The sequence below is a fragment of the Streptomyces sp. NRRL S-31 genome, from assembly GCF_000718775.1.
GTDB lineage: Bacteria > Actinomycetota > Actinomycetes > Streptomycetales > Streptomycetaceae > Streptomyces.
This window is the reverse complement of record NZ_JOCB01000021.1, coordinates 38,037-61,548: the sequence shown is the minus strand read 5'-3', so window position 1 is coordinate 61,548 and position 23,512 is coordinate 38,037. Positions and strand designations below refer to the sequence as shown.

Here is a 23,512-nt window from a genome sequence, read left to right as displayed (position 1 = left end):
TACGCCCGGGGCCGCGAGGAAGGAAGACGCGGTACGCGGAGGATGTGTGCGGATGCCGCCGTCCGCCGTCCGCCGGACACCGAGCCGTACCGGCGCGGCGCCGCACCGCGCGGGCACGCCCGGGGCCGGACGCGCCCCGCGGCCGGCACGCCACCACGGTCGCGGGATGAGCCGAGCGCGGGATCAGCCGGTCACGCGATCAGCCGGTCACGCGATCGGCCGGGCGGGGTGCTCACGCCGGTGCGCCCAGCTCCGCCCAGACCGTCTTGCCCGGCGTCTCGGGGGCGCGCACGACGCCCCAGTCCAGGCACAGCCGCTGCACGATGAACATGCCGTGGCCGCCGGGACGGCCGGCGCGGTGCGGGGTGCGCGGGGCCGGCTGGCCGGAGCCCCGGTCGGAGACCTCGATCCGGATCACCTTGTTGTCGCAGGCGAGCAGCAGTGCGTCGGGGCCCTCGGCGTGCAGGCAGGCGTTGGTGACCAGCTCGGAGACGACGAGCAGCACGTCTTCGGCGGCGGCGCGCTGTTCGCCGCCGTCGGCGGGGAGCCAGCCCCACGCGTACAGCGCCTGGCGGGTGAAGTCGCGAGCGAGCGGCACGACCCCGCTCTCGCCTTCCAGGCGGAGTCTGCGCATCTGCCGAGCGCGGGGCTGCGCGGCGCCGCCGGTCTGCCCGGACGGCACGGACGGCGCGGCTGCCCCCGTGGCCGCGCCGACGGCCGGCGCGGTCCCCTCGGACGCCCCGGAAGCGCCGCTGGGCTCCGGGCCGCGGTCGCCCGGCGAGTAAGGCCGGGTGGTGCTCATCAGCGCTTCACCTCACCGATTCACCGGTTCACATTTCAAAAGTGCGGTCAACAGTCCGAACGGCGGTCCGGCCGACGGACCGGCCGGGGCCGGACCGCCGGTGCCCGCCGGTCGTCGCAGGCCGGGACGTCTGCCGAGCGCCCGGCGGACGGGGTCGCGTACCCAGCCCGTGCTCCGGACACATGTTCCGTCCAGGTCGTTCGTCGGCACGTCCCGTACCGGCCGTGCCCGGTCCGGTGCGGACCCGGTGGCCGGCGGGACGCCTCTGCCTTCTTCTGCCCTCTCCTGCCCGACCGACCCGGGGTAACACCCCCGTGTTCGACGTGACACGCGCGACGCGCGGGGGAGCCGGTGCGCGGACCGGTCCGGACCGAGGGCCTGCGGGTCAGTCGGCACCGTCGGCCAGGGCCGCCTCCACGGAGTCGTGCACGGTGAAGACCGCCTCGGCCCCGGTGATCTCGAACACGCGGGCGACGACCGGCAGCATGCCGGCCAGATGGACTCCGCCACCGGCGGCGTCCGCCTTCAGCCGGGCGCCGAGCAGGACGTTCAACCCCGTGGAGTCGCAGAACTCCAGGCGTGAGCAGTCCACCACGAGCCGGGTGAATCCCTTGTCCAGAAGGTCGTCGAGGGGCTCGCGCAGAAGATCGGCGGTGTGGTGATCGAGTTCACCCGCCGGCGTCACAACGGCGCTGGAGCCCTCCTCCCGCACCTCCACCAGAAGCCGGCCCGACTGTGCGCTGCCGACCGTCCCGTGGTCCATGCCGTCTCTCTCCCGAGGTCGTGGCTGCTGATGCCCTCGAACATTACGCCTTCCATGCGCACTTCGATACCCGAACATCCGCACAGAATCGGACATACTACCACAGAACGCACTTGCGACTCGCTCGGTTCAGCGGGTAGGGCTAGTAAAGACACACATCCCTACACGCCGGCCACGGAGGCGCCCGCACACCGCAGTGCACGTTCTGGCTTCGGCAGCCGTATGCCGAGAACGATGGAGGACACCCATGTCACCCCGGCTCGACGCATCGCATACCCCGATCGCGACGTCGACACCCCCACCGGTTCAGCTGGATCATCCCATCGACACCCTCGACGCCTTCGAGGGACTCCCGGAGATCCCCCCGTACGACGAGATCGGCGCGGTCGACGCGCGGGCCCTGTCCAAGACCCTCTTCGAGCGGCTGGAGTCGCTGGAGGAAGGGACGCACGAGCACGCGTACGTCCGCAACACCCTCGTCGAGCTCAACCTCGCGCTCGTCAAGTTCGCCGCCTCCCGCTTCCGCTCGCGCAGCGAGCCGATGGAGGACATCATCCAGGTCGGCACCATCGGCCTGATCAAGGCGATCGACCGTTTCGAACTCGCCCGCGGCGTCGAATTCCCCACGTTCGCCATGCCGACCATCATCGGCGAGATCAAACGATTCTTCCGTGACACCTCGTGGTCCGTGCGCGTCCCGCGCCGGCTCCAGGAGCTGCGGCTCGACCTCGCCAAGGCGGGCGACGAGCTGGCGCAGCAGCTGGACCGCGCCCCCACGGTCGCGGAGCTGGCCGAGCGCCTCGGCATCTCCGCCGACGAGGTCGTCGAGGGCATGGCCGCGTCCAACGCGTACACCGCCTCCTCGCTGGACGCCCAGCCCGAGGAGGACGACACCGAGGGCGCGCTGGCGGACCGCATCGGGTACGAGGACCACGGGCTGGAGGGCATCGAGTACATCGAATCGCTCAAGCCCCTGATCGCCGGGTTGCCGCCCCGGGACCGGAAGATCCTCTCCCTGCGTTTCGTGGCGAACATGACCCAGTCGGAGATCGGTGAGGAACTGGGCATCTCCCAGATGCACGTGTCCCGGCTGCTCTCGCGCACCCTGGTCCGGCTGCGCAAGGGGCTGACCGTGGAGGAGTGACCTCCGCTCCGCCCGGCCGCGCGAACGGCCCTCGGGAAGCGGCTCGGCCGACGGTGCCGGGCCGCTTCGCCGTGTGCGCCCACTCCACCGGACAGGCGAGTACCCGGTGCCGCAATCCTCATGCGGCCACGCCGGGGGCTTCTCCCCGCCCGCCGGTACGAGCGGCGCGTGTGCGCGGGGCGTACGCGCCGGGCGGCAGCCTGCCCCGCGCGCCGGGTGGGAGCCGACCGCGCGCGCCCGACGGCGGCCGACCGTGCGGCCGGGGCGGAAGCCCGTCGTGCGACCGGGACGGAAGCCGGTCCGGTGGGTCCGGTGCCCCGGTGGAACCCCGCTGGTCAGACGACGCGTGCGCCGCCCCGCCACACCTCTCGGACCAGCGGCACGCCCGGGCGGTAGGCCAGGTGGACGTGGCTCGGGGCGTCGAGCACCACGAGGTCGGCCCGGGCGCCGGGGGCGAGCCGGCCGATGTCGGTGCGGCGCAGGGCCGCGGCGCCGCCCGCGGTGGCCGACCAGACCGCCTCGTCCGGTGTCATCCGCATGTCGCGGACGGCCAGGGCGATGCAGAAGGGCACCGACGACGTGAAGGACGAGCCCGGGTTGCAGTCGGTGGACAGGGCGACCGTGACACCCGCGTCCAGCAGGCGGCGGGCGTCCGGCCACTCTGCGCGGGTGGAGAACTCGGCGCCGGGCAGCAGGGTGGCGACCGTGGCGCCGTTCGCCAGGGCGTCCACGTCCGCGTCCGTGAGGTGGGTGCAGTGGTCGGCGCTGGCCGCGTCCAGTTCGACGGCGAGCTGGACGCCGGGGCCGTAGGTGAGCTGGTTGGCGTGGATGCGCGGGTGCAGGCCCTTCGCCTTGCCGGCCGTGAGGATGGCGCGGGCCTGGTCGCCGTCGAAGGCGCCCTTCTCGCAGAAGACGTCGATCCAGCGGGCGTGCGGCGCGCAGGCGTCCAGCATCTCGCCGGTGACCAGGGCGACATAGGCCGCCGGGTCATCGGCGTGGTCGGGGGAGACGATGTGCGCGCCGAGGTACGTCACCTCGTCGGTGTGCCGCGCGGCGATGCGCAGGGCGCGGGCCTCGTCCTCGACCGTCAGGCCGTACCCCGACTTGGTCTCGAACGTGGTCGTGCCCTGGCGCAGGGCCTCGGCGAGGTAACGGGTGAGGTTCGCCTCCAGTTCCGCGTCGCTCGCGGCGCGGGTGGCCGCGACCGTGGTGCGGATGCCGCCCGCGGTGTAGGAGCGGCCGGACATGCGGGCGTTGAACTCCTGCGTCCGGTCCCCGGCGAAGACCAGGTGGGAGTGGGAGTCCACGAAGCCCGGCAGCACCGCCCGGCCGCCCGCGTCGACCCGGTTGTCGGTGGCGGGTGCTTTGCTGGAGGCACCGGTCCACACGACACGGTCGCCGTCGATGACGACGGCCGCGTCCTGGACCAGACCGAGGGGGGTTCTGTCGCCGAGGGAGGGGTCGTTGGTGACCAGCGTGGCGATGTTGGTGATGACGGTGCTGCTCATGGTGTCGTCCTCGTGGGGGTGGTCGGCGTTCCTCAGTCCCGCAGTGCCCGGACGGCGTCGGCCAGGGCCCGGGGCACGTCGGGCACGCGGGTGTGCGCGCCGTCGCGTACGACGTGCCGGCCGCCCACGACCGTGTGCCGTACGTCCGCCGCGCCCGCCGCGAATACGGCCGTCTCGGCGCCCAGCCTGGGCAGCGTCCCGGCCGTCCTGACCGAGTCCAGGGCGATCGTCGTCAGGTCGGCGAGCGCGCCGGGCTCGATGGTGCCGGCCTCGTCCCAGCCCAGGGCGGCGTGGCCGTCGGCGGTGGCGGCCCGCAGCAGCGCCGCGGCCGTCCAGTGGCCCCGGGTGCGGGAGCGCAGCCGCTCGTTCAGCTCCATCGCGCGCGCCTCTTCGAGCAGGTCGATGACGGCGTGGCTGTCGGAGCCGAGGGAGAGCGGGGAGCCGGCCCGCTGGAGGGCGACGGCCGGGCCGATGCCGTCGGCCAGGTCCCGCTCGGTGGTGGGGCACATGCAGGTGCCGGTGCCGGAGCCGCCGAGCAGGGCGATGTCCTCGTCGGTGAGGTGGGTGTTGTGCACGCCGGTGGTGCGCGGTCCGAGCACCCCGTGGTCGGCGAGCAGCCGGGTGGGCGTGCGGCCGTGGGCGGCGAGGCACGCGTCGTTCTCCGCGGTCTGCTCCGAGAGGTGCACGTGCAGTGGGGCCCGCCGCTCCCCGGCCCAGCGGGCCACGGTCTCCAGCTGCTCCGCGGGCACGGCCCGTACGGAGTGGACCGCCGCCCCGATCCGCGCGTGGTCCCGTTCCTTGAGAAGTGCACAGCGTGCGGCCCAGGTCTCCGCGTCGCCGTCGGAGAAGCGCGCCTGGTGGGCGTTGGGCGGCTCGCCGAAGCCGGAGGAGAGGTAGCAGGTGTCGAGGAGGGTGATCCGGATGCCGGCGTCGGCGGCGGCGGCGATCAGCGCCTCCCCCATGGCGTTGGGGTCGGCGTAGGGGGTGCCGCCGGGGGCGTGGTGCACGTAGTGGAACTCGCCGACGCAGGTGATGCCGGCGAGCGCCATCTCGGCGTACACCGCGCGGGCGAGGGCGTGGTAGCTCTCGGGGGTGAGCCGGTCGGCGACGGAGTACATCACCTCGCGCCAGGTCCAGAAGGTCCCGGTGCCGACCTGGACGGTGCCGCGCAGCGCCCGGTGGAAGGCGTGCGAGTGGGCGTTGGCCAGGCCCGGCAGGGTGAGCCCGCGCAGGATCCCGGCGCCGGGCGGCGGGGCGGGCACGTCGGTGCGGACGGCGGTGAACCGGCCGTCCGCGACCTCCACCAGCACCCCCGGCTCGACACGGGTGTCGAGCCAGGCGTGCTCCAGCCAGTACGTCCCTGTGGTCACGCGCGGGCCAGTCCTTCCAGTACGTCGGCGAGTGCGCGCACCCCGGCCACGCAGTCGTCCTCGGCCGCGGACTCGGCCGGGGAGTGCGAGACGCCGGTGGGGTTGCGCACGAACAGCATGGCGGTCGGGATGCTCCCGGAGAGGATCCCGGCGTCGTGTCCGGCCCCGGTGCCGAGGACCGGCACCGTGAGTCCGGTGTCCCGGCCGAGGATGCGGCCGAGTTCGTCCCGCAGCGCGTGGTCGAACTCCACGACCGGGGTGAAGGACTCCCGGACGACGTCGAGGTCGATGCCGTGGGCGTCCGCGTACTCCCGGGCCGCCTTCTCCACTCCCCCGACGACCTCGTCCAGGGTCTCCTGGTCGGCGGCGCGGGAGTCGAGCCAGCCGCGCACCAGCGAGGGGATGGCGTTGACGCCGTTCGGCTCGACGGCGATCTTGCCGAAGGTGGCCACGGCACCGGCGAGCCCGGCCGCGCGGCGGGCGGCGAGCACGGTCTCGGCGTACGGCAGCATCGGGTCGTGCCGGTCCGCCAGCCGGGTGGTGCCGGCGTGGTTGGCCTCGCCCCGGAAGTCGAACCGCCACCGCCCGTGCGGCCAGATGGCGCTGGCGACGCCCACCCGGTCACCGGACAGGTCCAGCGCGCGCCCCTGCTCGACGTGGAGTTCCACGAACGCCCCGATCCGGGCGAGCCGCTCGGGGTCGGGCCCGATGGCCTCCGGGTCGTACCCGGCGGCCTCCATGGCGCGCGGCAGGCCGATCCCGTCGCCGTCGGTGAGCCGGTGGGCCTGCTCGGCGGTCAGCTTCCCGGCGGTGAGCCGGGAGCCGACACAGGCGAGCCCGAACCGGGCCCCTTCCTCGTCACCGAAGTTGACGATGCCGAGCGGCTTGCCGAACCGCACGCCCCTGGCGCGCAGTTCGTCCAGGGCGGCGAAGGAGGAGACGACCCCGAGGGGGCCGTCGAAGGCCCCGCCGTCCGGTACGGAGTCCAGGTGCGAGCCGGTGACGACGGCGTCCCCGGCGGCCGGGTCCCCGAGCCAGGCCCACTGGTTCCCGTTGCGGTCCACCTCGTACGCCAGCCCCCGGGCCCGCGCCTGTTCCTCGAACCAGGCCCGGCAGTCGCCGTCGGCGCCGGTCCAGGCGTAGCGGCGGTAGCCCCCGGAGCCGGAGTGGCGTCCGACGGGGAGCAGCTCGCGCCACATCTCCTGGAAGGAGGGCACGCGCGCGGCGGCCACCGGCGCCCGTCCGTCGCCCGCCGGCTCAGCAGAGCCCTGGCTCACGCCTCGTCACCCTCCCGCATCGGGACCCGGACCCCGCGTTCCCGGGCGACGGACTCCGCGCCGTCGTACCCCGCGTCCACGTGCCGGATGACGCCCATCCCGGGGTCGTTGGTGAGAACGCGCCGGATCTTCTCGCCGCCCAGCTTCGTGCCGTCGGCCACCGTGACCTGACCGGCGTGGATGGACCGCCCCATGCCCACGCCGCCACCGTGGTGGATGGAGACCCAGGACGCGCCGGACGCCACGTTCACCATGGCGTTCAGCAGCGGCCAGTCGGCGATCGCGTCGGACCCGTCGAGCATGGCCTCGGTCTCGCGGTACGGCGAGGCGACGGAACCGCAGTCCAGGTGGTCGCGGCCGATGGCCAGCGGAGCCGCCAGCTCACCGGAGGCGACCATGTCGTTGAAGCGCTCGCCCGCCTTGTCCCGCTCGCCGTAGCCGAGCCAGCAGATCCGCGCGGGCAGGCCCTGGAAGTGGACGCGCTCGCCGGCCAGCTTGATCCAGCGGGCCAGGGACTCGTTCTCCGGGAACAGTTCCAGGATCGCCTTGTCGGTCTTGGCGATGTCCGCCGGGTCGCCGGACAGTGCGGCCCAGCGGAACGGGCCCTTGCCCTCGCAGAACAGCGGGCGGATGTAGGCCGGTACGAAGCCGGGGAAGGCGAACGCGCGGTCGTACCCCGCGAGCCGGGCCTCGCCCCGGATGGAGTTGCCGTAGTCGAAGACCTCGGCACCGGAGTCCAGGAAGCCGACCATGGCCTCCACGTGCTTCGCCATGGACTCGCGGGCGCGGGTGGTGAAGCCGGCCGGGTCCTTCGCCGCCTCGTCCGCCATGTCCTCGAAGGCGATGCCGACGGGCAGGTAGGACAGCGGGTCGTGGGCGGAGGTCTGGTCGGTGACGATGTCGATGGGGGCGCCCATCGCGAGCAGCCGGGGCAGCAGCTCCGCCGCGTTGCCGAGGACGCCGATGGAGAGCGGGCGGCGGGCGTCGCGGGCCTCGGTGGCCAGTTGGAGGGCGTGCTCCGGGGAGTCGGCCCGGACGTCCAGGTACCGGTGCTCGATGCGGCGCTCGATGGCGCGCGGGTCGCAGTCGACGCAGATCGCGACGCCGTCGTTCATGGTGACGGCGAGCGGCTGGGCGCCGCCCATGCCGCCGAGGCCGGCGGTGAGGGTGATCGTCCCGGCGAGGGTGCCGCCGAACTTCTTCGCGGCGACGGCGGCGAAGGTCTCGTAGGTGCCCTGGAGGATGCCCTGGGTGCCGATGTAGATCCAGGAGCCGGCGGTCATCTGGCCGTACATGGTCAGGCCGAGCGCCTCCAGGCGGCGGAACTCCTCCCAGTTGGCCCAGTCGCCGACCAGGTTGGAGTTGGCGATGAGGACGCGCGGGGCCCACTCGTGGGTCTGCATCACGCCGACCGGGCGGCCGGACTGGACCAGCATGGTCTCGTCCTGCTTGAGGGTCCTCAGGGTGCGGACCATCGCGTCGAAGGAGCGCCAGTCACGGGCGGCCTTGCCGGTGCCGCCGTAGACGACGAGCTTGTCGGGGTGCTCGGCGACCTCGGGGTCGAGGTTGTTCTGGAGCATGCGCAGGGCGGCCTCCTGCTGCCATCCCAGGGCGCTGAGTTCCGTGCCGCGCGGTGCTCGTACGGGGCGGGGTCCCGACATCGTCTGCCTCCTCCTGTGCCTACGTCTATTCACATCCTGTCTTCATGAATAGAGCTAGTCAATACATCGGAGGGCCCCGTCGGGGCCTGCCGGGTGTTTGGCTTGAAGCACCGGTGGCCGGCACACAGGACGGAGAGGCCGTGGAGGACGTCGAGGTCGTCGAGGTCGTGGAGGATCGCGGGAGCGGGGGCCGGGAGCGGGCGGCCCGGCGGGACCGGGCGGTGCGGGCGGCCGTCGAGCAGGGACTGCTGGGGCCGGAGACGGCCGTGGTCGGGCTGCTGGACGTGGTCGGCATCCGGGAGGCGGCGGCGGCGCTGCGGACGGCGTTCGCCGCGGTCACGGCACCCGGCACCCCGGTGCTGCACGCGTTCGCGGTGAAGGCGACCCCGCTGGTGCCCGTGGTGCGGCTGCTGCACGAGGCGGGCATCGGCGCGGAGGTGGCGAGCCCCGGGGAGCTGGCGCTGGCCCGGGCGGCCGGGGTGCCGCCCGCCCGGACGGTGCTGGACTCGCCCGCGAAGACCCCGGCGGAGCTGCGCGAGGCGCTGGCCCTCGGCATCGCCGTGAACGCGGACAACCCGCAGGAGCTGGACCGGCTCGACGCCCTGGTGCGCTCCGCCCCCACCCGGTCCCCGCTCGGCGTCCGGGTCAATCCGCAGATCGGCGGCGGGTCGATCGGGGCGACCTCGACGGCGACGCGGACCTCGAAGTTCGGGGTGGCGCTGCGGGACGAGGGAGCGCGCGCCTGGGTCGTGCGGGCGTACACGGAGCGGCCGTGGCTGACCCGGCTGCACGCCCACACCGGCTCCCAGGGCATCCCGCTGCCGCTGCTGGCCCAAGGCGTGGCGGAGGTCTACGCGCTCGCGGAGGAGATCAACGCCGTCGCCGGGCGGCACCAGGTCGACACGGTCGACATCGGCGGCGGGCTGCCGGTGAACCTCGCCTCGGAGGAGACGACGCCGACGTACGCGCGGTACGCGCGGCTGCTGGCCGACCGGGTGCCCGGGCTGTTCGACGGGCGGTACGGGCTGGTGACCGAGTTCGGGCGGTCGCTGCTGGCCGAGCAGGGGACGGTGGTGGCCCGGGTGGAGTACGCCAAGAGCGCGGGCGGGCGGCGGATCGCGGTGACGCACGCGGGCGCACAGGTGGCGGCGCGGACGGTGTACGCGCCGGACGCCTGGCCGCTGCGGATCGCCGCCTACGACGCCGAGGGGCGGCCGAAGACGGGGCCCGGGGTGCCGCAGGACATCGCGGGGCCGGCCTGCTTCTCCGGTGACCTGCTCGCCGAGGGCCGGTCGCTGCCCCTGCTGGAGCAGGGCGACTACGCGGCGGCGCTGGACACCGGCGCCTATTACTTCGCCCACCACTACGCCTACAACTCCCTGGCCCGGCCGGGCGTCCACGGCTACGCGCCGGACGGCGCCGGGGGCATCGCCTTCGCGACCGTACGGCAGGCGCAGACGGTCGCCGAGGTGGTGGCCGAGTCCGGAGGCGCGCACGCGTCCGCGCTCACCGGCCTCCGCGCCGCCGGGAACCGTTGACACAACCCCTTCCGCCTCTCGGGCGGATGGATCAACGGCCGTGTCACACAGGTCAGTTGACCCACACTAGTCCGCCGCAAGCATGTTCCACCAGAAAATGCCAAAGGCCTCACCCCCCGCGCACACGATGCGTAGTGTCGGCGTCACTCAGCCGGAGTCCCAGGCGGGAGGGGAGCCACGGTGCCCGGAATCGACGAGTGCTTGCTGGAAGCGATGCGGTTGCCCGGAGCCCGGGGAGCCGCGCTGGTGGACTGGACGAGCGGACTGGCCCTCGGCACGGTCGGGGAGGCCCCCGGCGGCGACCACGAGACGACCGCCGCCGAAGCCGCCGAACTGGCCCGGATGGCCGCCGAGCACGGCACCTTCACGGCGCGCGGGGAGGGCCTGCCCCCCGTCGAGGACGTGATCATCAGCAACGGTGACAGCTACCACCTGCTGCGCTTCGTGGACACGTCCTTCGACAGCAGCGTGTTCCTGCACCTGTGGCTCGGCCGCGAGGAGGGCAACCTCGCCCTCGCCCGGATCCGGCTCGGCGAGATGGCCGCCCGGCTGGTGCTGGGATGACCATGGTCGAGACCCCTCCGCCGGCCCTCCCGGTGCGCGACAGACGGGCCATGCGCGCGCTGTCGCCGATGCTGACCCGGCTCGCCGAGGAACGCGCCACCGGCGTCCTGGTCCGCGAACACGGCGTCCTGCACCTCGCCGAGGGCCGGGTGGTGCACGCCGAGAGCCCCCTCGCCCCGAGCCTCGGCGTGCTCCTCACGGCCCACGGCACCCTCGCGGGCGCCGCCTGGCAGCGGGCCCGGGCCCAGACGGCGGGCCCCCCGCTCGCGGCCGAACTCCTGCTGCGCTCCGGGGTGCTGCCCACCGGCGCGCTGGAGCTGTGCCACCTGGACGCGCTGTACGACGCCGGGTACTTCGCGCTGGCGCCGAGCAGCACCCCGGGCCGCTTCCGGTACGACCCCGGGCCCCGGCTCGGCCCGCTGCCCTCCGTCCCGGTGGTCGCGCTGGAGCGCGAGACGCTGCGCCGCCGCCTGCTGCTGCACCGGCTGTGGCCCGACCCGGCCGCCGACACCGCCCCGCTGATCCGCGCGGACCCGGCCGCCGGCCGCGCCCCCGCCGCGACCGTCACCCCCCGGCAGCGGGCCGTCCTGGACCGGGTGGACGGCGTCCGCACGGCCGCCGACATCGCCCGGGACCTGGGCCGGCAGGCGTTCCACACGCTGGTCGACGTGCGCCGGCTCACGGCGGCCGGGCACATCGGCCCGGCGGCACCGGCCTCTTCCGCCCCCGTCCCGGCCCCGCCCCACGTGGTCACCACCGACCCCGACATCGCGCTGCTGAAGAGGCTCAGGGATGCGCTGGAGGCGCTTTGAGAGGCACCGCCCCGCCGAGAGGAGAGACCTGATGGTGGCCGAAGAGGACCTGCGGACCGTCCTGGCGGAGCTGCACCGGCTGCGCACCCGGGTGCCGCAGCTGACCGGCGCCCTCGCGGCCGGCGTCGACGGTCTCGTCGTCGCCCACGACACCCCCGGGGTCGATCCCGAGGGCCTGGCCGCGCTCACCGCCGCCGCGCTCGGCGTCGCCGTACGGGTCGCCGACGCCACCGGCAACGGCGGCTTCCGGGAGCTGCTGGTGCGCGGCGAGCGCGGCTACGTCGCCACCTACGCGGCCGGCCGGACCGCCGTGCTGACGCTGCTCGCCCAGGACCGGGTCAACGTCGGCCGGCTGCACCTGGAGGGCCGCCGGGCCGGCGCCCGCATCGGGGAGCTGCTGGACGCCGCCGAGGCCGTACGCCCGCATCCCCGGACCGCTCCCGCCCGCACCCGCACCGCCCGCGCGCCCCGCGCCACGGCCGCCGAGGCGCGCACCGCAACCGACAGCTGAGAGGACCGCCATGGCCAACACCGAGACCGCACTGAAGGAAGCCCTGACCTCCATCGAGGGCGCCACCGGCGTCGCGCTCGTGGACTACACCAGCGGGATGGCGCTGGGCACGATGGGCGGCAGCAAGAGCTTCGACCTGAACGTGGCCGCCGCCGGCAACACCGACGTCATCCGCGCCAAGATGCGCACGATGGAGATGCTGGGCCTCAAGAGCGGCATCGAGGACATCCTGATCACCCTGTCCGACCAGTACCACCTGATCCGCCTGCTCAGCAGCCGCGGCGGCAACGGCCTCTTCCTCTACCTGGTCCTCGACTCCTCCCGGGCCAATCTGGCGATGGCCCGGCACCAGTTGAAGCGGATCGAGGCGGACCTGGAGGTCTGACGGCGGCTCACACCAGGGCCGCGGTACGGCGGCGGGCCCCGCCCGGGGCCGCGTCGCCGGCCGCGACGCCCGTGCCGCGCAGGTCCCGCACGGCCTTGCCCGCCGGGCGCCCGCCGCGCCGGTCCAGCCAGTCGACGCGCACCCACAGCAGCGTCTCGCCGGCCCGCTCCAGCCGTCCGAGCCAGGCGGCCTTCAGCCACAGTCCCGTGCCGAGCCCGGCCAGCAGCAGACCGCCGGCCGCGGGCACCGCGAAGGCGGAGCCGAGCGCGACCGCCCAGCCCAGCAGCAGCCACCACCGGTGGCCCCGGCGCCAGACGCGCGTGGTCACCGCGCGGTCCTGGAGCACGTCGTACCTGCTCGCGCGGGCGGTCCGGCGGGCGAGGGCCGTGTACCGGCCCCGGCGGGCCAGCGCCACCCAGGCCGCCCCGGCCAGGAAGAGCGCCGCCCCGGCCAGCACCCCGATCCGGCGTCCGGTCACCCCCTCGGGCACCGCGCCGATCCCCGCCGCGGTCACCCCCAGCCACCACAGCGGGGCCGCCCCCGCCCGTACGACGACGGCCACCCGGGCCAGTCCCTGTCCTCCGCGCGCCACGTCGGCCTCCCGTGTCACGTGTCCGCAATGCGCCTGTGTCTCCCGGAGAAGCTAACGGCAGAACGTGAGACGAGTCTGAGAGAACGCGCCCGGAAGGGGGCGCGGAAGGGTCACGGCGGGGTCATTCGGCGAACAGGCCCCGGGCCGCCGCCCGCGTGTCGAACTCCTCCAGCCGGGCCTGGGCGTCCGGCAGGTCGTCGCAGAGCGCCTCCAGCAGCACCCGGCCGAGCAGCATCGGCGCGCACGCGGTGTCGAAGGCGAGCCCGGTGCCGACGGCGGCGGGCAGCAGCAGGTCGGAGTACTTGGCGACCGGCGCGAACGCCGAGTCGGCGACCGTGACCACGGTCAGGCCCGCGTCCCTCGCGTAGGCGAGGGTGTCGACGACCTCGCGGGGGTGCCGGGGCAGCGCGAAGCAGAGCAGGGCGGTGGCGCCGGCCCGGACGGCGGCGTCGATCCGGTCCTGGATCATCGTGCCGCCCTCGTGCAGCAGCCGGACGTCCGGGTGGACCTTGGCGGCGAAGTAGGCGAAGCCGTACGCCTGCGAGGCGGCGGCGCGCAGTCCGAGCACCGGCAGCGGGCGGGAGGCGGCGAGGACACGGCCGGCCTTCCGCACCGGGAGCGGGTCGGCGAGCAGTTCGGCGAGGTGCCGCAGGTTCTCGATCTCGGCCTCGACGGCCTGCTGGTACTCGTTGTAGGCACCGGCCCCGGCGGCCGGTTCGGCCGGGACGACCTCGCGCAGGTGCTTGCGCAGGGCGGGGTAGCCGTCGAAGCCGAGGGCGACCGCGAACCGGGTCACCGACGGCTGGCTGACCCCGGCCAGTTCGGCCAGCTCCACGCTGGACAGGAACGGCACGTCGGCGGCGCGGCGCACCATGCTGTGCGCGATGCGGCGCTGGGTCGGCGTGAGCCGGTGCCCCTCGAAGAGCGCCTGCAACCGGTTGGCAGGGCTGTCGCTCGCGCTCATGACGTACTCCCCCTCCAGATCTCCTCGACGCCCCGGGAGAGTACAGCGCCGGGGCATTGACAAACACCAGCCCTATTCAGACAGTGTGTCGCTGCATACCGTTATACAGCCCAGCGTGGGGAGACCGCATGGCACCGCTCGTGGAACTGCGCTCCATCGACGTCGTCCCGGACGAGGAACGGCACGGCACGGCCTTCAGCCAGTTCACGCTCTGGCTCGGGGCGAACCTCCAGATCACGGCCGTCGTCACGGGCGCCCTCGCGGTCGTCTTCGGCGGCGACGTGGTGTGGTCGGTGACCGGCCTGCTGCTCGGCAACCTGCTCGGCGGCGCGGTGATGGCCCTGCACTCCGCCCAGGGCCCGCGCCTCGGGCTGCCGCAGATGATCCAGTCCCGGGCCCAGTTCGGGGTGCGCGGGGCGGTCGTACCGCTGCTGCTGGTGGTGGTCATGTACATCGGCTTCTTCGCGTCCGGCAGCGTGCTCGCCGGACAGGCGGTGGGCGAGCTGACGCACACCGACGACACCACGGGGATCATCGTCTTCGCCGCCGTCACGGCGGTCACGGCGACCGTCGGCTACCGGGTCATCCACGCGCTCGGCCGGGTCACGAGCACCGTGTGCGCACTCGCCTTCGTCTACCTCGCCGTACGCCTGCTGGACCGCGCCGACGTCTCCGCGCTGGTGCACGACGCCCACTTCTCGCTGCCGGTGTTCCTGCTGGCGGTGTCCCTGTCGGCGTCCTGGCAACTGGCGTTCGGCCCGTACGTGGCGGACTACTCGCGCTACCTGCCGCGGACGACGTCCCCGAAGGCCACCTTCGGGTGGACCCTGGCCGGCTCGGCGCTGGGCGGCCAGTGGTCGATGACCTTCGGGGTACTGGTCGCCGCCACGGCGGGCGGGGAGTTCCTGGACAGCCAGGTCGGCTACGTCGTCGCCCTCGGCGGCACCGGACTGGCCGCGTCCTTCTTCTACTTCGTCATCGCCCTCGGCAAGCTCACCGTCAACGTCCTCAACACCTACGGCGGCTTCATGTCGATGGTGACGAGCGTGAGCGGCTTCCGCGGGCAGCGGCAGTTGTCCCGGGCGGGCCGGGCCGGGTACATCGCGCTGGTCATGGTGGCCGGCACCGCCGTGGCCCTGCTGGGCAAGGACAGCTTCCTGTCGTCCTTCAAGGACTTCCTGCTGTTCCTGCTGACGTTCTTCACCCCCTGGTCGGCGATCAACCTGGTCGACTACTACCTGGTCTCCAAGGAGCGGTACGACCTCCCGGCCCTCGCCGACCCGCACGGCCGGTACGGCGCCTGGCGCTGGGACGCCCTCGCCGTGTACGCGGCCGGGCTCCTCGCCCAGCTGCCGTTCCTCGCGACGGGCTTCTACACCGGCCCGCTGGTGGCCCCGCTGGGCGGCGCGGACATCTCCTGGCTCGTCGGCCTGGCCGTGCCGGCGCCGCTGTACCTGCTGGTCGCCCGCCGCGGCCCGGTGGCCGCCCCGGTCCCGGACCCGGGGGCCAGCCCCAGTGCGGCGGAGCGGACGGCTTCCTAGGCTGCCCGGTATGGACAGACTCGATCCGCGCGACGCCGGCCCCCGGGAGGACCCCGGCCTCAGGACGGACCCCGACCTCGGCAAGGAGCTCGACGCGACCGTGCGGGCCCGCCGGGATCTGGGCGACGACTACGACTCCGCGCTGGTGGACTCCTTCCTGGAGAAGGTCGAGCGGCGGATCGGCGAGACGGTGGACCGCCGGGTGCGCCGGCACCTGGCCGAGCGGAGGACGGCCGAGGCCCGCGGGGCCCGGCGCCCGAAGGCCGACTCCTGGGCCGAGCGCCACGGCTTCGCCCTGATCACCCTGGTCCTGTCGATCCCGCTGTCCGCGATCGCCGGCGCCCTCGCCGGGCTGCCGGGGATGGTGGTCACCTGGATCGGCATCGTCGGCGTCAACGCGGTGCAGGCCGTCCGGCTCGACCCCGGCCTCCTCCCCACCCGCCGCGCCCCGGCCACCTCCCGAAACGACGACTGACCGCCCGGCGCCGCCCCACCCGGAAACGGGAGGCCGGAAGGCCGGAAGGCCGAGAAGGCCGGAAGGCCGAGAACGCCGGAAGGCCGAGAACGCCGGAAGGCCGAGAACGCCGGAAGGCCGGGAAAGAGGTTGTCGCGGGGACCGCCGCACCCCCGTTGCCGGGGGGCGGGACGACGGCGGTCCCCGCGAGGGACGCGGGCCGGGTCAGGGCCGGGCTTGCGCGTCCATGGCGTCCATGGAGGTCCGGGAGCCGCTCCGGAGGTCCTTGGCGCCGTTCGGCGCCGGTTCGGGCGGGGAGCCGCTCCCGCCCGCCGACATCCACCAATGTGCCGGACCCGTGTTAAGCGGGTGCTGCGCGCACATGACACGCTCGTACCACTTCCGCGAACCCCCGCCCCGCGCCCGCCGCGCGCCCGTGCCCACGCCGGGTCCGCCGCGGTCCCGGGCGGTCCGCCGGCCGGCCGTCTCCCGCCGGCCGTCCGCTACTTGGCGCCGCCCTTGGCCAGGAAGGCGAGCAGGTCCTGCCGGCTGACCACACCGGTCGGCTTGCCCTCGACCAGCACGATCGCCGCGTCCGCCGTGCCGAGCACCTGCATCAGGTCGCCGACCGGCTCGCCGGAGCCGACCTGGGGCAGCGGGGAGCACATGTGCTTCTCCAGCGGGTCCTCCAGCGAGGCGCGCTTGCTGAACAGGGCGTCGAGCAGCTCGCGCTCCACCACGGAGCCGACGACCTCGGCGGCCATCACGTCAGGGTGACCGGCGCCGGGCTTGACGACGGGCATCTGCGAGACGCCGTACTCGCGCAGCACCTCGATGGCCTGGCCGACGGTCTCCTCCGGGTGCATGTGCACCAGGGACGGGATGGAGCCGGCCACCTTGTCGTTCAGCACGTCGCCGACGCGGGCGCTCGGGCCCTCGTCCTCCAGGAAGCCGTAGTCGGCCATCCACTCGTCGTTGAAGATCTTCGACAGGTAGCCGCGCCCGCTGTCCGGGAGCAGCACCACCACGACGTCGTCCGGGCCGAGCCGCCCGGCGACCTCCAGCGCGGCCACGACGGCCATGCCGCAGGAGCCGCCCACCAGCAGGCCCTCCTCCTTGGCCAGCCGGCGGGTCATCTGGAAGGAGTCCTTGTCGGACACGGCGACGATCTCGTCCGCGACGGTGCGGTCGTAGGCGGTCGGCCAGAAGTCCTCACCGACGCCCTCGACCAGGTACGGCCGCCCGGAACCGCCGGAGTACACCGAGCCCTCGGGGTCGGCGCCGACCACCTTGACCGCGCCCTGGCTGGCCTCCTTCAGATAGCGGCCGGTGCCGGAGATGGTGCCGCCGGTGCCCACGCCCGCCACGAAGTGGGTGATCTTCCCCTCGGTCTGCTCCCACAGCTCGGGACCGGTCGAGTGATAGTGCGAGAGCGGGTTGTTGGGGTTGGAGTACTGGTCGGGCTTCCAGGCGCCCGGGGTCTCACGGACGAGCCGGTCGGAGACGTTGTAATAGGAGTCCGGGTGCTCGGGGTCCACGGCGGTCGGGCAGACGACGACCTCGGCGCCGTACGCGCGCAGCACGTTGATCTTGTCGGTGCTCACCTTGTCGGGGCAGACGAAGATGCACTTGTAGCCCTTCTGCTGGGCCACGATGGCAAGACCCACGCCGGTGTTGCCACTGGTCGGCTCGACGATCGTGCCCCCGGGCTTCAGCTCCCCGCTGCGCTCGGCCGCCTCGATCATGCGCAGGGCGATGCGGTCCTTCACGGAACCGCCCGGGTTGAAGTACTCCACCTTGGCCAGGACGGTCGCCTGGATGCCCTTGGTCACGCTGTTGAGCCGCACCAGCGGGGTGTTGCCGACGAGGCTGATCATCGAGTCGTGATATTGCACCGTTGTCTCCGGTCGCCGCAAAAAGATGTGTTCGTAGTGGTGTCGCCAGCCTAAGGCCAGCCGTGCGGGGGACGGCGTCGTTCACTCTCCGCTGAGATTGGCGCACGGCCCGTACGGGGCAAGGAGTGGGTGTACGGCTACGAGGAGGTGGCGGCGACGCATGACGAGCATGTCGAGGGCGCGGGTGGCCCGGCGCATCGCGGCCGGGGCGGCGTACGGCGGCGGCGGGGCCGGGCTGATCGGCGCGGCCGTGGTCGGTCTGGTGCTGGCGGAGGTCCGGCTGGCGCGGCGCCATGTGGGCAACGGCGGCGGCGGGAGGGTGCCGACGGCCGACGGCGTGTACGGCCATGCGTACGGCGTCCCGGGCGAGCCGCCGCTGCGCCTGACCATGCTCGGGGACTCCACGGCGGCGGGGCAGGGGGTGCACCGGGCGGGCCAGACCCCGGGCGCGCTGCTGGCCTCGGGGCTGGCGGCGGTGGCGGAGCACCCGGTGGAGCTGCGGAACGTGGCGCTGCCGGGGGCCCAGTCGGACGACCTCGACCGCCAGGTGGCCCTGGTGCTGTCGTCGCCCGCGCCCGTCCCGGACATCTGCGTGATCATGGTCGGCGCCAACGACGTGACCCACCGGATGCCGCCGACCCGCTCGGTGCGGCACCTGTCGGCGGCGGTACGGCGGCTGCGCACGGCCGGGGCCGAGGTGGTGGTCGGCACCTGTCCCGACCTCGGCACGATCGAGCCGGTGCAGCAGCCGCTGCGGTGGCTGGCCCGGCGGGCGTCCCGGCAGCTCGCGGCGGCCCAGACGATCGGCGCGGTGGAACAGGGCGGGCGCACGGTGTCGCTGGGCGACCTGCTCGGCCCCGAGTTCGAGGCGAACCCGCGCGAGCTGTTCGGGCCGGACAACTACCACCCGTCGGCCGAGGGCTACGCGACGGCGGCGATGGCGGTGCTGCCGACGGTGTGCGCGGCGCTGGGTCTGTGGCCGGCCGAGGAGGACCGGCCGGACGAGTCGCGCCGCGAGGGCTTCCTGCCGGTCGCCCGGGCCGCGGCCGAGGCGGTGTCGGAGGCGGGTACGGAGGTGGCGGCGGCGATGCCCGCCGGTCCGCGCGGGCCATGGGCGCTGCTCAAGCGGCGGCGCCGGCGCCGGGTGCCGGAGGCCGAGCCGGCGGCCCCGTCGCTGTGACCGGCCGCCGCCCGCCCCCGGAAGCCAAGCAAGCGCTTAGACAATTGCGGTCAGCGTCACACCGCGACACCGGTGACCTGGACCATACGTACGGGTAACTTCCCAACCGGCCCTGCCCAACCTCCTTCCACTGGAGCCGTGATGCCCGAAGCCGTCATCGTCTCGACCGCCCGCTCCCCCATCGGCCGCGCGAACAAGGGCTCCCTGAAGGACCTGCGCCCCGACGACCTGACCGCCACGATCATCCAGGCGGCGCTCGCCAAGGTGCCCGAGCTGGACCCCCGGGACATCGACGACCTGATGCTCGGCTGCGGCCTCCCGGGCGGCGAGCAGGGCCACAACCTCGGCCGGATCGTCGCCGTGCAGATGGGCATGGACCACCTGCCGGGCTGCACGATCACCCGCTACTGCTCCTCCTCCCTCCAGACCTCCCGGATGGCGCTGCACGCCATCAAGGCGGGCGAGGGCGACGTCTTCATCTCGGCCGGTGTCGAGACGGTCTCCCGCTACGCCAAGGGCAGCTCCGACGGTATGCCGGGCACCCACAACCCGCTGTTCGCCGAGGCCGAGGCCCGCACCGAGGCCGTCGCCAAGCAGGAGGGCACGACCTGGCACGACCCGCGCGAGGACGGCCTGCTGCCCGACCCGTACATCGCGATGGGCCAGACCGCCGAGAACCTGGCGCGCGCCAAGGGCATCACCCGCCAGGAGATGGACGAGTTCGGCGTCCGCTCGCAGAACCTCGCCGAGCAGGCCATCAAGAACGGTTTCTGGGAGCGGGAGATCACCCCGGTGACCCTCCCCGACGGCACCGTGGTCAGCGCGGACGACGGCCCGCGCGCCGGCGTCACGATGGAGGGCGTGGCCGGTCTGAAGCCCGTCTTCCGCCCGGACGGCCTGGTCACCGCCGGCAACTGCTGCCCGCTGAACGACGGCGCCGCCGCGCTCGTCATCATGTCGGACACCAAGGCCCGCGAGCTGGGGCTGACCCCGCTGGCCCGGATCGTGTCCACCGGCGTTTCCGGCCTCTCGCCCGAGATCATGGGCCTCGGCCCGGTCGAGGCGAGCAAGCAGGCGCTGCGGCGGGCGGGGCTGACCATCGACGACATCGACCTGGTCGAGATCAACGAGGCCTTCGCCGCCCAGGTGATCCCCTCCTACCGCGAGCTGGGCATCGACCTGGACAAGCTGAACGTCAACGGCGGCGCCATCGCCGTCGGCCACCCCTTCGGCATGACGGGCGCCCGGATCACCGGCACGCTGATCAACTCGCTCCAGTGGCACGACAAGCAGTTCGGCCTGGAGACGATGTGCGTCGGCGGCGGCCAGGGCATGGCGATGGTGATCGAGCGCCTCAGCTGACCCACCGCCCGCGGCGGACCCGACGTCCGCGGCGGACCCACCGTCCGTAGCGGACCCCGCACGGCAGGTCGCGGAACGGCCCGGAACCGGGGAGGAACGAGGTTCCGGGTCTTTCCGTGACCCAATCTCGCCCATGATGTGACCTATCTCGCCTGCTCTGAACATCCGCGCAGGTCAACACGGGTCGGCACGGCGCACGACACCACCACGAGCCTGAAGAACTGTCCGTTTCGTGACGTTACGCACTGACAGCTGGTTAGTCCACCCTTCAAGCTGATGTAGGAAGTCGGGGGTCGACTGCGAACCAGGAGTCTGTCAGTGAGCGCCATGCCGATCGCCTTGCTGCTCACCACGGCCGCCACGGGTGCCGTGGGCGTCGCCGTTCTGCGCACCGTCCTGAAGCTGCGCCGCCAGCTCACCGAGCTCCAGCGGCAGCTCGCCGAGGACGGGGCGGCCGGCACGCGCGCCCCGCTGCCGCACGCCCGTGCCGCGGCCGACGCCGACGAGATACGCGCGGCCGTGGCCGAGGCGCTCGCCGAGGAGCGGGAGCGCGAGCTGGCCGAGGCGCGTGCCTTCTGGGCGGCCCAGGAGGCACGGGACGCCTCCGACGCGCCGTCGCTGTTCGGTCTGCCCGAGGCCGATCTGTTCCTGCCCCGGCAGGCGGACTTCACCGGTCTTGAGCCGCTGGAGCCGGTGTCCGAGCCGACCGCCGACGCCGACGAGTTCGCCGGGGAGTCCCCGGAGCTGGCCGCCGCCCGCCGCCGGCACCCCTCGCACCCCGACTTCGTCCCGGTGCAGTTCCCGGCCGGCAACGACCACGAGCGCACGGTGACGGCGCTGGAGGAGCTGGCCGCCGGGCGCATCGGGCTCGCCGACGTCCGTCCCGGTCCGCTGGGCACGCTCGACGTCTACGTCTTCGCCGACGGCACCACCCTCTGTATGACCCCGGGCCACCGCGAGACGGCGGAGCGCCTGGCCACGGCCCTGGAGTCGGGCGAGTCGCCGTACCTCCTGGGCGGCTCGGGCATCTCCGGCGCGTACACCCTGACGTTCGCGTACGGCGAGGAGACGGTCTTCGTCCTCGCGGACAGGGTCATCGCGTCCGTCTGAGGCACCGGCGGTCAACGGCCCTCAGACCCCAGCCCGCTGCCGTGCCTCCTCCACCAGCCGCACGGCCTCGGCGACTTCTTCGGCGCTGCTCAGCACCAGGGCCAGGTCGTGCGCGGCCACCAGGATCTGGTCGGCCACGGCGAACATGCCCGCGTCCGGCATCTGGCGGGGCTCGCTCCCCGGCTCCTCGACGGCCTGGGTCCGCCGGGCCAACTCCCTGGCCAGGGCGAGGGCCTCCGCCGCGGCGCTGCGCTGGAGCCGGCTCTGCGGTGCCGCCCGCAACCGGTCGGCGAAATGATCCACTGCTTGGGTCAGGGGCGTCGTATCAACCACGCGCCGAGCGTAACGCGCCGCACTGTTGCCAAGACGCGAACGCTCGGGCACGGTGACCTGAAGGACCGGCTTACATCCCCTTTGTGTCCGGAGGCGCCGATGTCCCATGTCTTCTCCGAGGAGACCCACCGCAACCTGCTCGCCCGCATCCCGCACTGCACCGGTCGTGAAGTCTCCGACTGGCTGCGCACCGTCGAAGAAGGCCCGGCACTGTTCCGCTTCGAGGAGAAGGTCAGCTGGCTCCGGCACGAGTACGACCTGGCGTACGGCCACGCCAAGGCGATCGTGCACGAGTACGACCTGAGGAGGGCGGCGCGCAAGCTGCTCTGAACGCCCAAGGGCCCCGGGCGGCTTGCCCGGGGCCCTGGCGCGTGCGGCGGACGCGCTAGTCGTTGCTGCTGAAGATGGCCACCAGCCGCAGCATCTCCACGTAGATCCAGACCAGCGTCATGGTGAGGCCGAACGCGGCGAGCCAGGACTCCTCGCGCGGGGCGCCGTAGGCGATGCCGTCCTCGATCTGCTTGAAGTCGAGGGTCAGGAAGAACGCGCCGAGCACGATCGCGATGATGCCGACGAGCGCGCCGAGCGGCCCGAAGCTGCGCAGTCCGCCGTTCTCGGCGACGCCGAAGGCCACCAGCAGCAGGTTGACCGCCATGACGACCATGAAGGCCATCGCGATGGCGAGGCCCACGCGGGCGTAGCGGGCGGTGACACGGATCCAGCCGGCCTTGTAGATCAGCAGGGTGGCGCCGGAGACCGCCATGGTGCCGAGCACCGCCTGGAACGGGGCGCCGCTCCAGCGGCTGTTGAACATCTCGCTGAAGACGCCTAGGAAGACGCCCTCGAAGGCGGCGTACCCGAGGATCAGCGCGGGCGACGGGGTGCGCTTGAAGCTCTGGACCATCGCCAGGACGAACGCGATCAGCGCGGAGCCGACGGCCAGGCCGTAGCTGGTGCCCGAGACCGGCAGCAGCGCCCAGGCGAGGACGGCGCCGACGGCGACCGTGCCCAGCGTGAGGGCCGAGCGGACGACGACGTCGTCCATGGTCATCCGGCCGGTGGCGGCCGGGGCCTGCGGCTGTACGCCCAACTGCGCGTCCGGCTGGGCGTACGGGTTCTGCGCGTAGGGGTTCTGCGCGTACGGGTTGCCCTGTGCGTACCCGGCCTGCGGTGCGGTGTTGAAGCCGGCGTAGCCGTTGTCGCGGCTGAAGCCCCGTCGCGAGAAGACCGGGTTACTGCTCCTCATTTCACTCCTCCATGACTGCCGGTGCAGTCTTGGCTCAAGAGTAATGGATTGGCAAAGGATCGACCATGATACTTGAGGAGGATCTTCCCCCTGCCCTGCTTCGCAACACGCTACGCGCGCTTCCGATTCCCAGCCATGGACGCGCGGCCGGGCGGAGAAGCTGTGCACGCCTGGGCCAGGCCGGTCTCGGCCGCGCGGGAGACGGTGAACACCCGGAGGTCGCAGACCTCGGCCGGGCGGAGACGGTCACGGACCGGCCCCCGGTGAGCGCGGGGAGGTCGACACGGTGCGCGGCGGGTACGGCGCGATGGGCGTACCGAACCGGATGACCGGTTCTCGTACGCGCGAAGGTGTCGGAGAAGTGCCCGGAGCCGGACTTGAACCGGCACGCCCGCGAAGGGGCAGCGAGGTTTAAGCTCGCCGTGTCTGCATTCCACCATCCGGGCAGGCCATGGGCTCCGCATCGAGGGTCCGAGCCTATCGGCAGCCATCCCCCGAAC

At 73.4% G+C, this 23,512-nt stretch carries 23 protein-coding genes and 1 tRNA gene; 12 read left to right on the top strand and 12 right to left on the bottom strand.

Annotation, left to right across the window (positions count from 1 at the left end):
• Positions 1–232 precede the first annotated feature (232 nt).
• Entirely contained in the window at positions 233–802 is a 570-nt protein-coding gene (locus IF37_RS0111260) for an ATP-binding protein (protein WP_030739966.1), read from the bottom strand.
• A 385-nt stretch (positions 803–1,187) separates the two neighbouring features.
• Positions 1,188–1,565: an STAS domain-containing protein gene (locus IF37_RS0111255; protein ID WP_030739962.1), complete on the bottom strand. Its 378-nt coding sequence runs from the start codon at positions 1,563–1,565 to the stop codon at positions 1,188–1,190.
• 247 nt (positions 1,566–1,812) lie between these two features.
• On the opposite strand from IF37_RS0111255, the gene IF37_RS0111250 reads away from it, so the two are divergent.
• Positions 1,813–2,709: an RNA polymerase sigma factor SigF gene (locus IF37_RS0111250; RefSeq protein ID WP_030739960.1), complete on the top strand. Its 897-nt coding sequence runs from the start codon at positions 1,813–1,815 to the stop codon at positions 2,707–2,709.
• 335 nt (positions 2,710–3,044) lie between these two features.
• Here the strand turns inward: IF37_RS0111250 and hutI are convergent, their stop codons facing one another.
• From hutI to hutU, 4 genes are all read right to left on the bottom strand, one after another.
• Entirely contained in the window at positions 3,045–4,217 is a 1,173-nt protein-coding gene (gene hutI, locus IF37_RS0111245; RefSeq protein WP_030739958.1) for an imidazolonepropionase, read from the bottom strand.
• 32 nt (positions 4,218–4,249) lie between these two features.
• Positions 4,250–5,587: a formimidoylglutamate deiminase gene (locus IF37_RS0111240; RefSeq protein ID WP_030739956.1), complete on the bottom strand. Its 1,338-nt coding sequence runs from the start codon at positions 5,585–5,587 to the stop codon at positions 4,250–4,252.
• Positions 5,584–6,786 carry an allantoate amidohydrolase gene (locus IF37_RS0111235; protein WP_030739954.1) on the bottom strand — a complete coding sequence of 401 codons (1,203 nt, stop codon included), beginning with the start codon at positions 6,784–6,786 and terminating at the stop codon, positions 5,584–5,586. Before IF37_RS0111235 ends, IF37_RS0111240 begins: the two co-directional genes overlap by 4 nt.
• Positions 6,787–6,860: 74 nt before the next feature.
• A complete protein-coding gene (hutU, locus tag IF37_RS0111230) occupies positions 6,861–8,525 on the bottom strand; it encodes a urocanate hydratase (protein ID WP_030739951.1) in 1,665 nt (554 codons plus the stop codon).
• On the opposite strand from hutU, the gene IF37_RS0111225 reads away from it, so the two are divergent.
• From IF37_RS0111225 to IF37_RS0111205, 5 genes are all read left to right on the top strand, one after another.
• Positions 8,498–10,063: a diaminopimelate decarboxylase gene (locus tag IF37_RS0111225; protein ID WP_301540318.1), complete on the top strand. Its 1,566-nt coding sequence runs from the start codon at positions 8,498–8,500 to the stop codon at positions 10,061–10,063. The two genes, hutU and IF37_RS0111225, sit on opposite strands and share 28 nt — an antisense overlap.
• Positions 10,064–10,243: 180 nt before the next feature.
• On the top strand, positions 10,244–10,627 hold the full coding sequence (locus IF37_RS0111220) for a hypothetical protein (protein WP_079165665.1): 384 nt from the start codon (positions 10,244–10,246) through the stop codon (positions 10,625–10,627).
• The gene (locus IF37_RS0111215) at positions 10,624–11,439 is read left to right on the top strand and encodes a hypothetical protein (protein ID WP_030739945.1); all 816 of its coding nucleotides are present in this window, start codon (positions 10,624–10,626) and stop codon (positions 11,437–11,439) included. The genes IF37_RS0111220 and IF37_RS0111215 overlap by 4 nt, the downstream gene beginning before the upstream one ends.
• Before the next feature lie 31 nt (positions 11,440–11,470).
• Complete coding sequence (locus IF37_RS0111210; RefSeq protein ID WP_030739942.1) at positions 11,471–11,950, top strand: roadblock/LC7 domain-containing protein; 480 nt, start codon at positions 11,471–11,473, stop codon at positions 11,948–11,950.
• 10 nt (positions 11,951–11,960) lie between these two features.
• Entirely contained in the window at positions 11,961–12,335 is a 375-nt protein-coding gene (locus tag IF37_RS0111205) for a hypothetical protein (RefSeq protein ID WP_030739940.1), read from the top strand.
• 7 nt (positions 12,336–12,342) lie between these two features.
• Here the strand turns inward: IF37_RS0111205 and IF37_RS0111200 are convergent, their stop codons facing one another.
• Both IF37_RS0111200 and IF37_RS0111195 read right to left on the bottom strand, forming a co-directional pair.
• On the bottom strand, positions 12,343–12,927 hold the full coding sequence (locus IF37_RS0111200; protein ID WP_030739938.1) for a hypothetical protein: 585 nt from the start codon (positions 12,925–12,927) through the stop codon (positions 12,343–12,345).
• Between the two features lie 121 nt (positions 12,928–13,048).
• Positions 13,049–13,891 (bottom strand): MurR/RpiR family transcriptional regulator, encoded by an 843-nt coding sequence (locus IF37_RS0111195; RefSeq protein ID WP_030739936.1) that lies wholly within the window; start codon positions 13,889–13,891, stop codon positions 13,049–13,051.
• A 128-nt stretch (positions 13,892–14,019) separates the two neighbouring features.
• Here IF37_RS0111195 and IF37_RS0111190 point away from each other — a divergent pair, with 128 nt between their 5' ends.
• Together IF37_RS0111190 and IF37_RS0111185 are read left to right on the top strand one after the other, a co-directional pair.
• A complete protein-coding gene (locus IF37_RS0111190; RefSeq protein ID WP_030739933.1) occupies positions 14,020–15,432 on the top strand; it encodes a cytosine permease in 1,413 nt (470 codons plus the stop codon).
• 10 nt (positions 15,433–15,442) lie between these two features.
• Entirely contained in the window at positions 15,443–15,907 is a 465-nt protein-coding gene (locus tag IF37_RS0111185; RefSeq protein ID WP_030739930.1) for a hypothetical protein, read from the top strand.
• A 482-nt stretch (positions 15,908–16,389) separates the two neighbouring features.
• Here IF37_RS0111185 and IF37_RS0111180 read toward each other — a convergent pair whose 3' ends face one another.
• Positions 16,390–17,781, bottom strand: coding sequence for a cystathionine beta-synthase (locus tag IF37_RS0111180; RefSeq protein WP_030739927.1), 1,392 nt, complete (start codon positions 17,779–17,781; stop codon positions 16,390–16,392).
• 160 nt (positions 17,782–17,941) lie between these two features.
• Between IF37_RS0111180 and IF37_RS0111175 the strand changes: the two genes are divergently transcribed.
• The 3 genes from IF37_RS0111175 to IF37_RS0111165 all read left to right on the top strand — a co-directional run bounded on the left by IF37_RS0111175 (position 17,942) and on the right by IF37_RS0111165 (position 21,433).
• Positions 17,942–18,961, top strand: a complete 1,020-nt coding sequence (locus tag IF37_RS0111175; RefSeq protein ID WP_030739923.1) for an SGNH/GDSL hydrolase family protein — start codon at positions 17,942–17,944, stop codon at positions 18,959–18,961.
• A gap of 141 nt (positions 18,962–19,102) precedes the next feature.
• Complete coding sequence (locus IF37_RS0111170) at positions 19,103–20,323, top strand: acetyl-CoA C-acetyltransferase (RefSeq protein WP_030739920.1); 1,221 nt, start codon at positions 19,103–19,105, stop codon at positions 20,321–20,323.
• A 327-nt stretch (positions 20,324–20,650) separates the two neighbouring features.
• The gene (locus IF37_RS0111165) at positions 20,651–21,433 is read left to right on the top strand and encodes a hypothetical protein (RefSeq protein ID WP_030739917.1); all 783 of its coding nucleotides are present in this window, start codon (positions 20,651–20,653) and stop codon (positions 21,431–21,433) included.
• A gap of 21 nt (positions 21,434–21,454) precedes the next feature.
• Here IF37_RS0111165 and IF37_RS0111160 read toward each other — a convergent pair whose 3' ends face one another.
• The gene (locus IF37_RS0111160; RefSeq protein ID WP_253915728.1) at positions 21,455–21,766 is read right to left on the bottom strand and encodes a hypothetical protein; all 312 of its coding nucleotides are present in this window, start codon (positions 21,764–21,766) and stop codon (positions 21,455–21,457) included.
• Positions 21,767–21,865: 99 nt separating this feature from the next.
• Here IF37_RS0111160 and IF37_RS0111155 point away from each other — a divergent pair, with 99 nt between their 5' ends.
• A complete protein-coding gene (locus IF37_RS0111155) occupies positions 21,866–22,096 on the top strand; it encodes a DUF4287 domain-containing protein (RefSeq protein ID WP_030653267.1) in 231 nt (76 codons plus the stop codon).
• A 55-nt stretch (positions 22,097–22,151) separates the two neighbouring features.
• On the opposite strand, the gene IF37_RS0111150 is transcribed toward IF37_RS0111155, so the two are convergent.
• Positions 22,152–23,012, bottom strand: coding sequence for a Bax inhibitor-1/YccA family protein (locus IF37_RS0111150; RefSeq protein WP_030739911.1), 861 nt, complete (start codon positions 23,010–23,012; stop codon positions 22,152–22,154).
• Positions 23,013–23,374: 362 nt separating this feature from the next.
• A tRNA-Leu gene (locus IF37_RS0111145) sits at positions 23,375–23,458 on the bottom strand.
• Positions 23,459–23,512 lie beyond the last annotated feature (54 nt).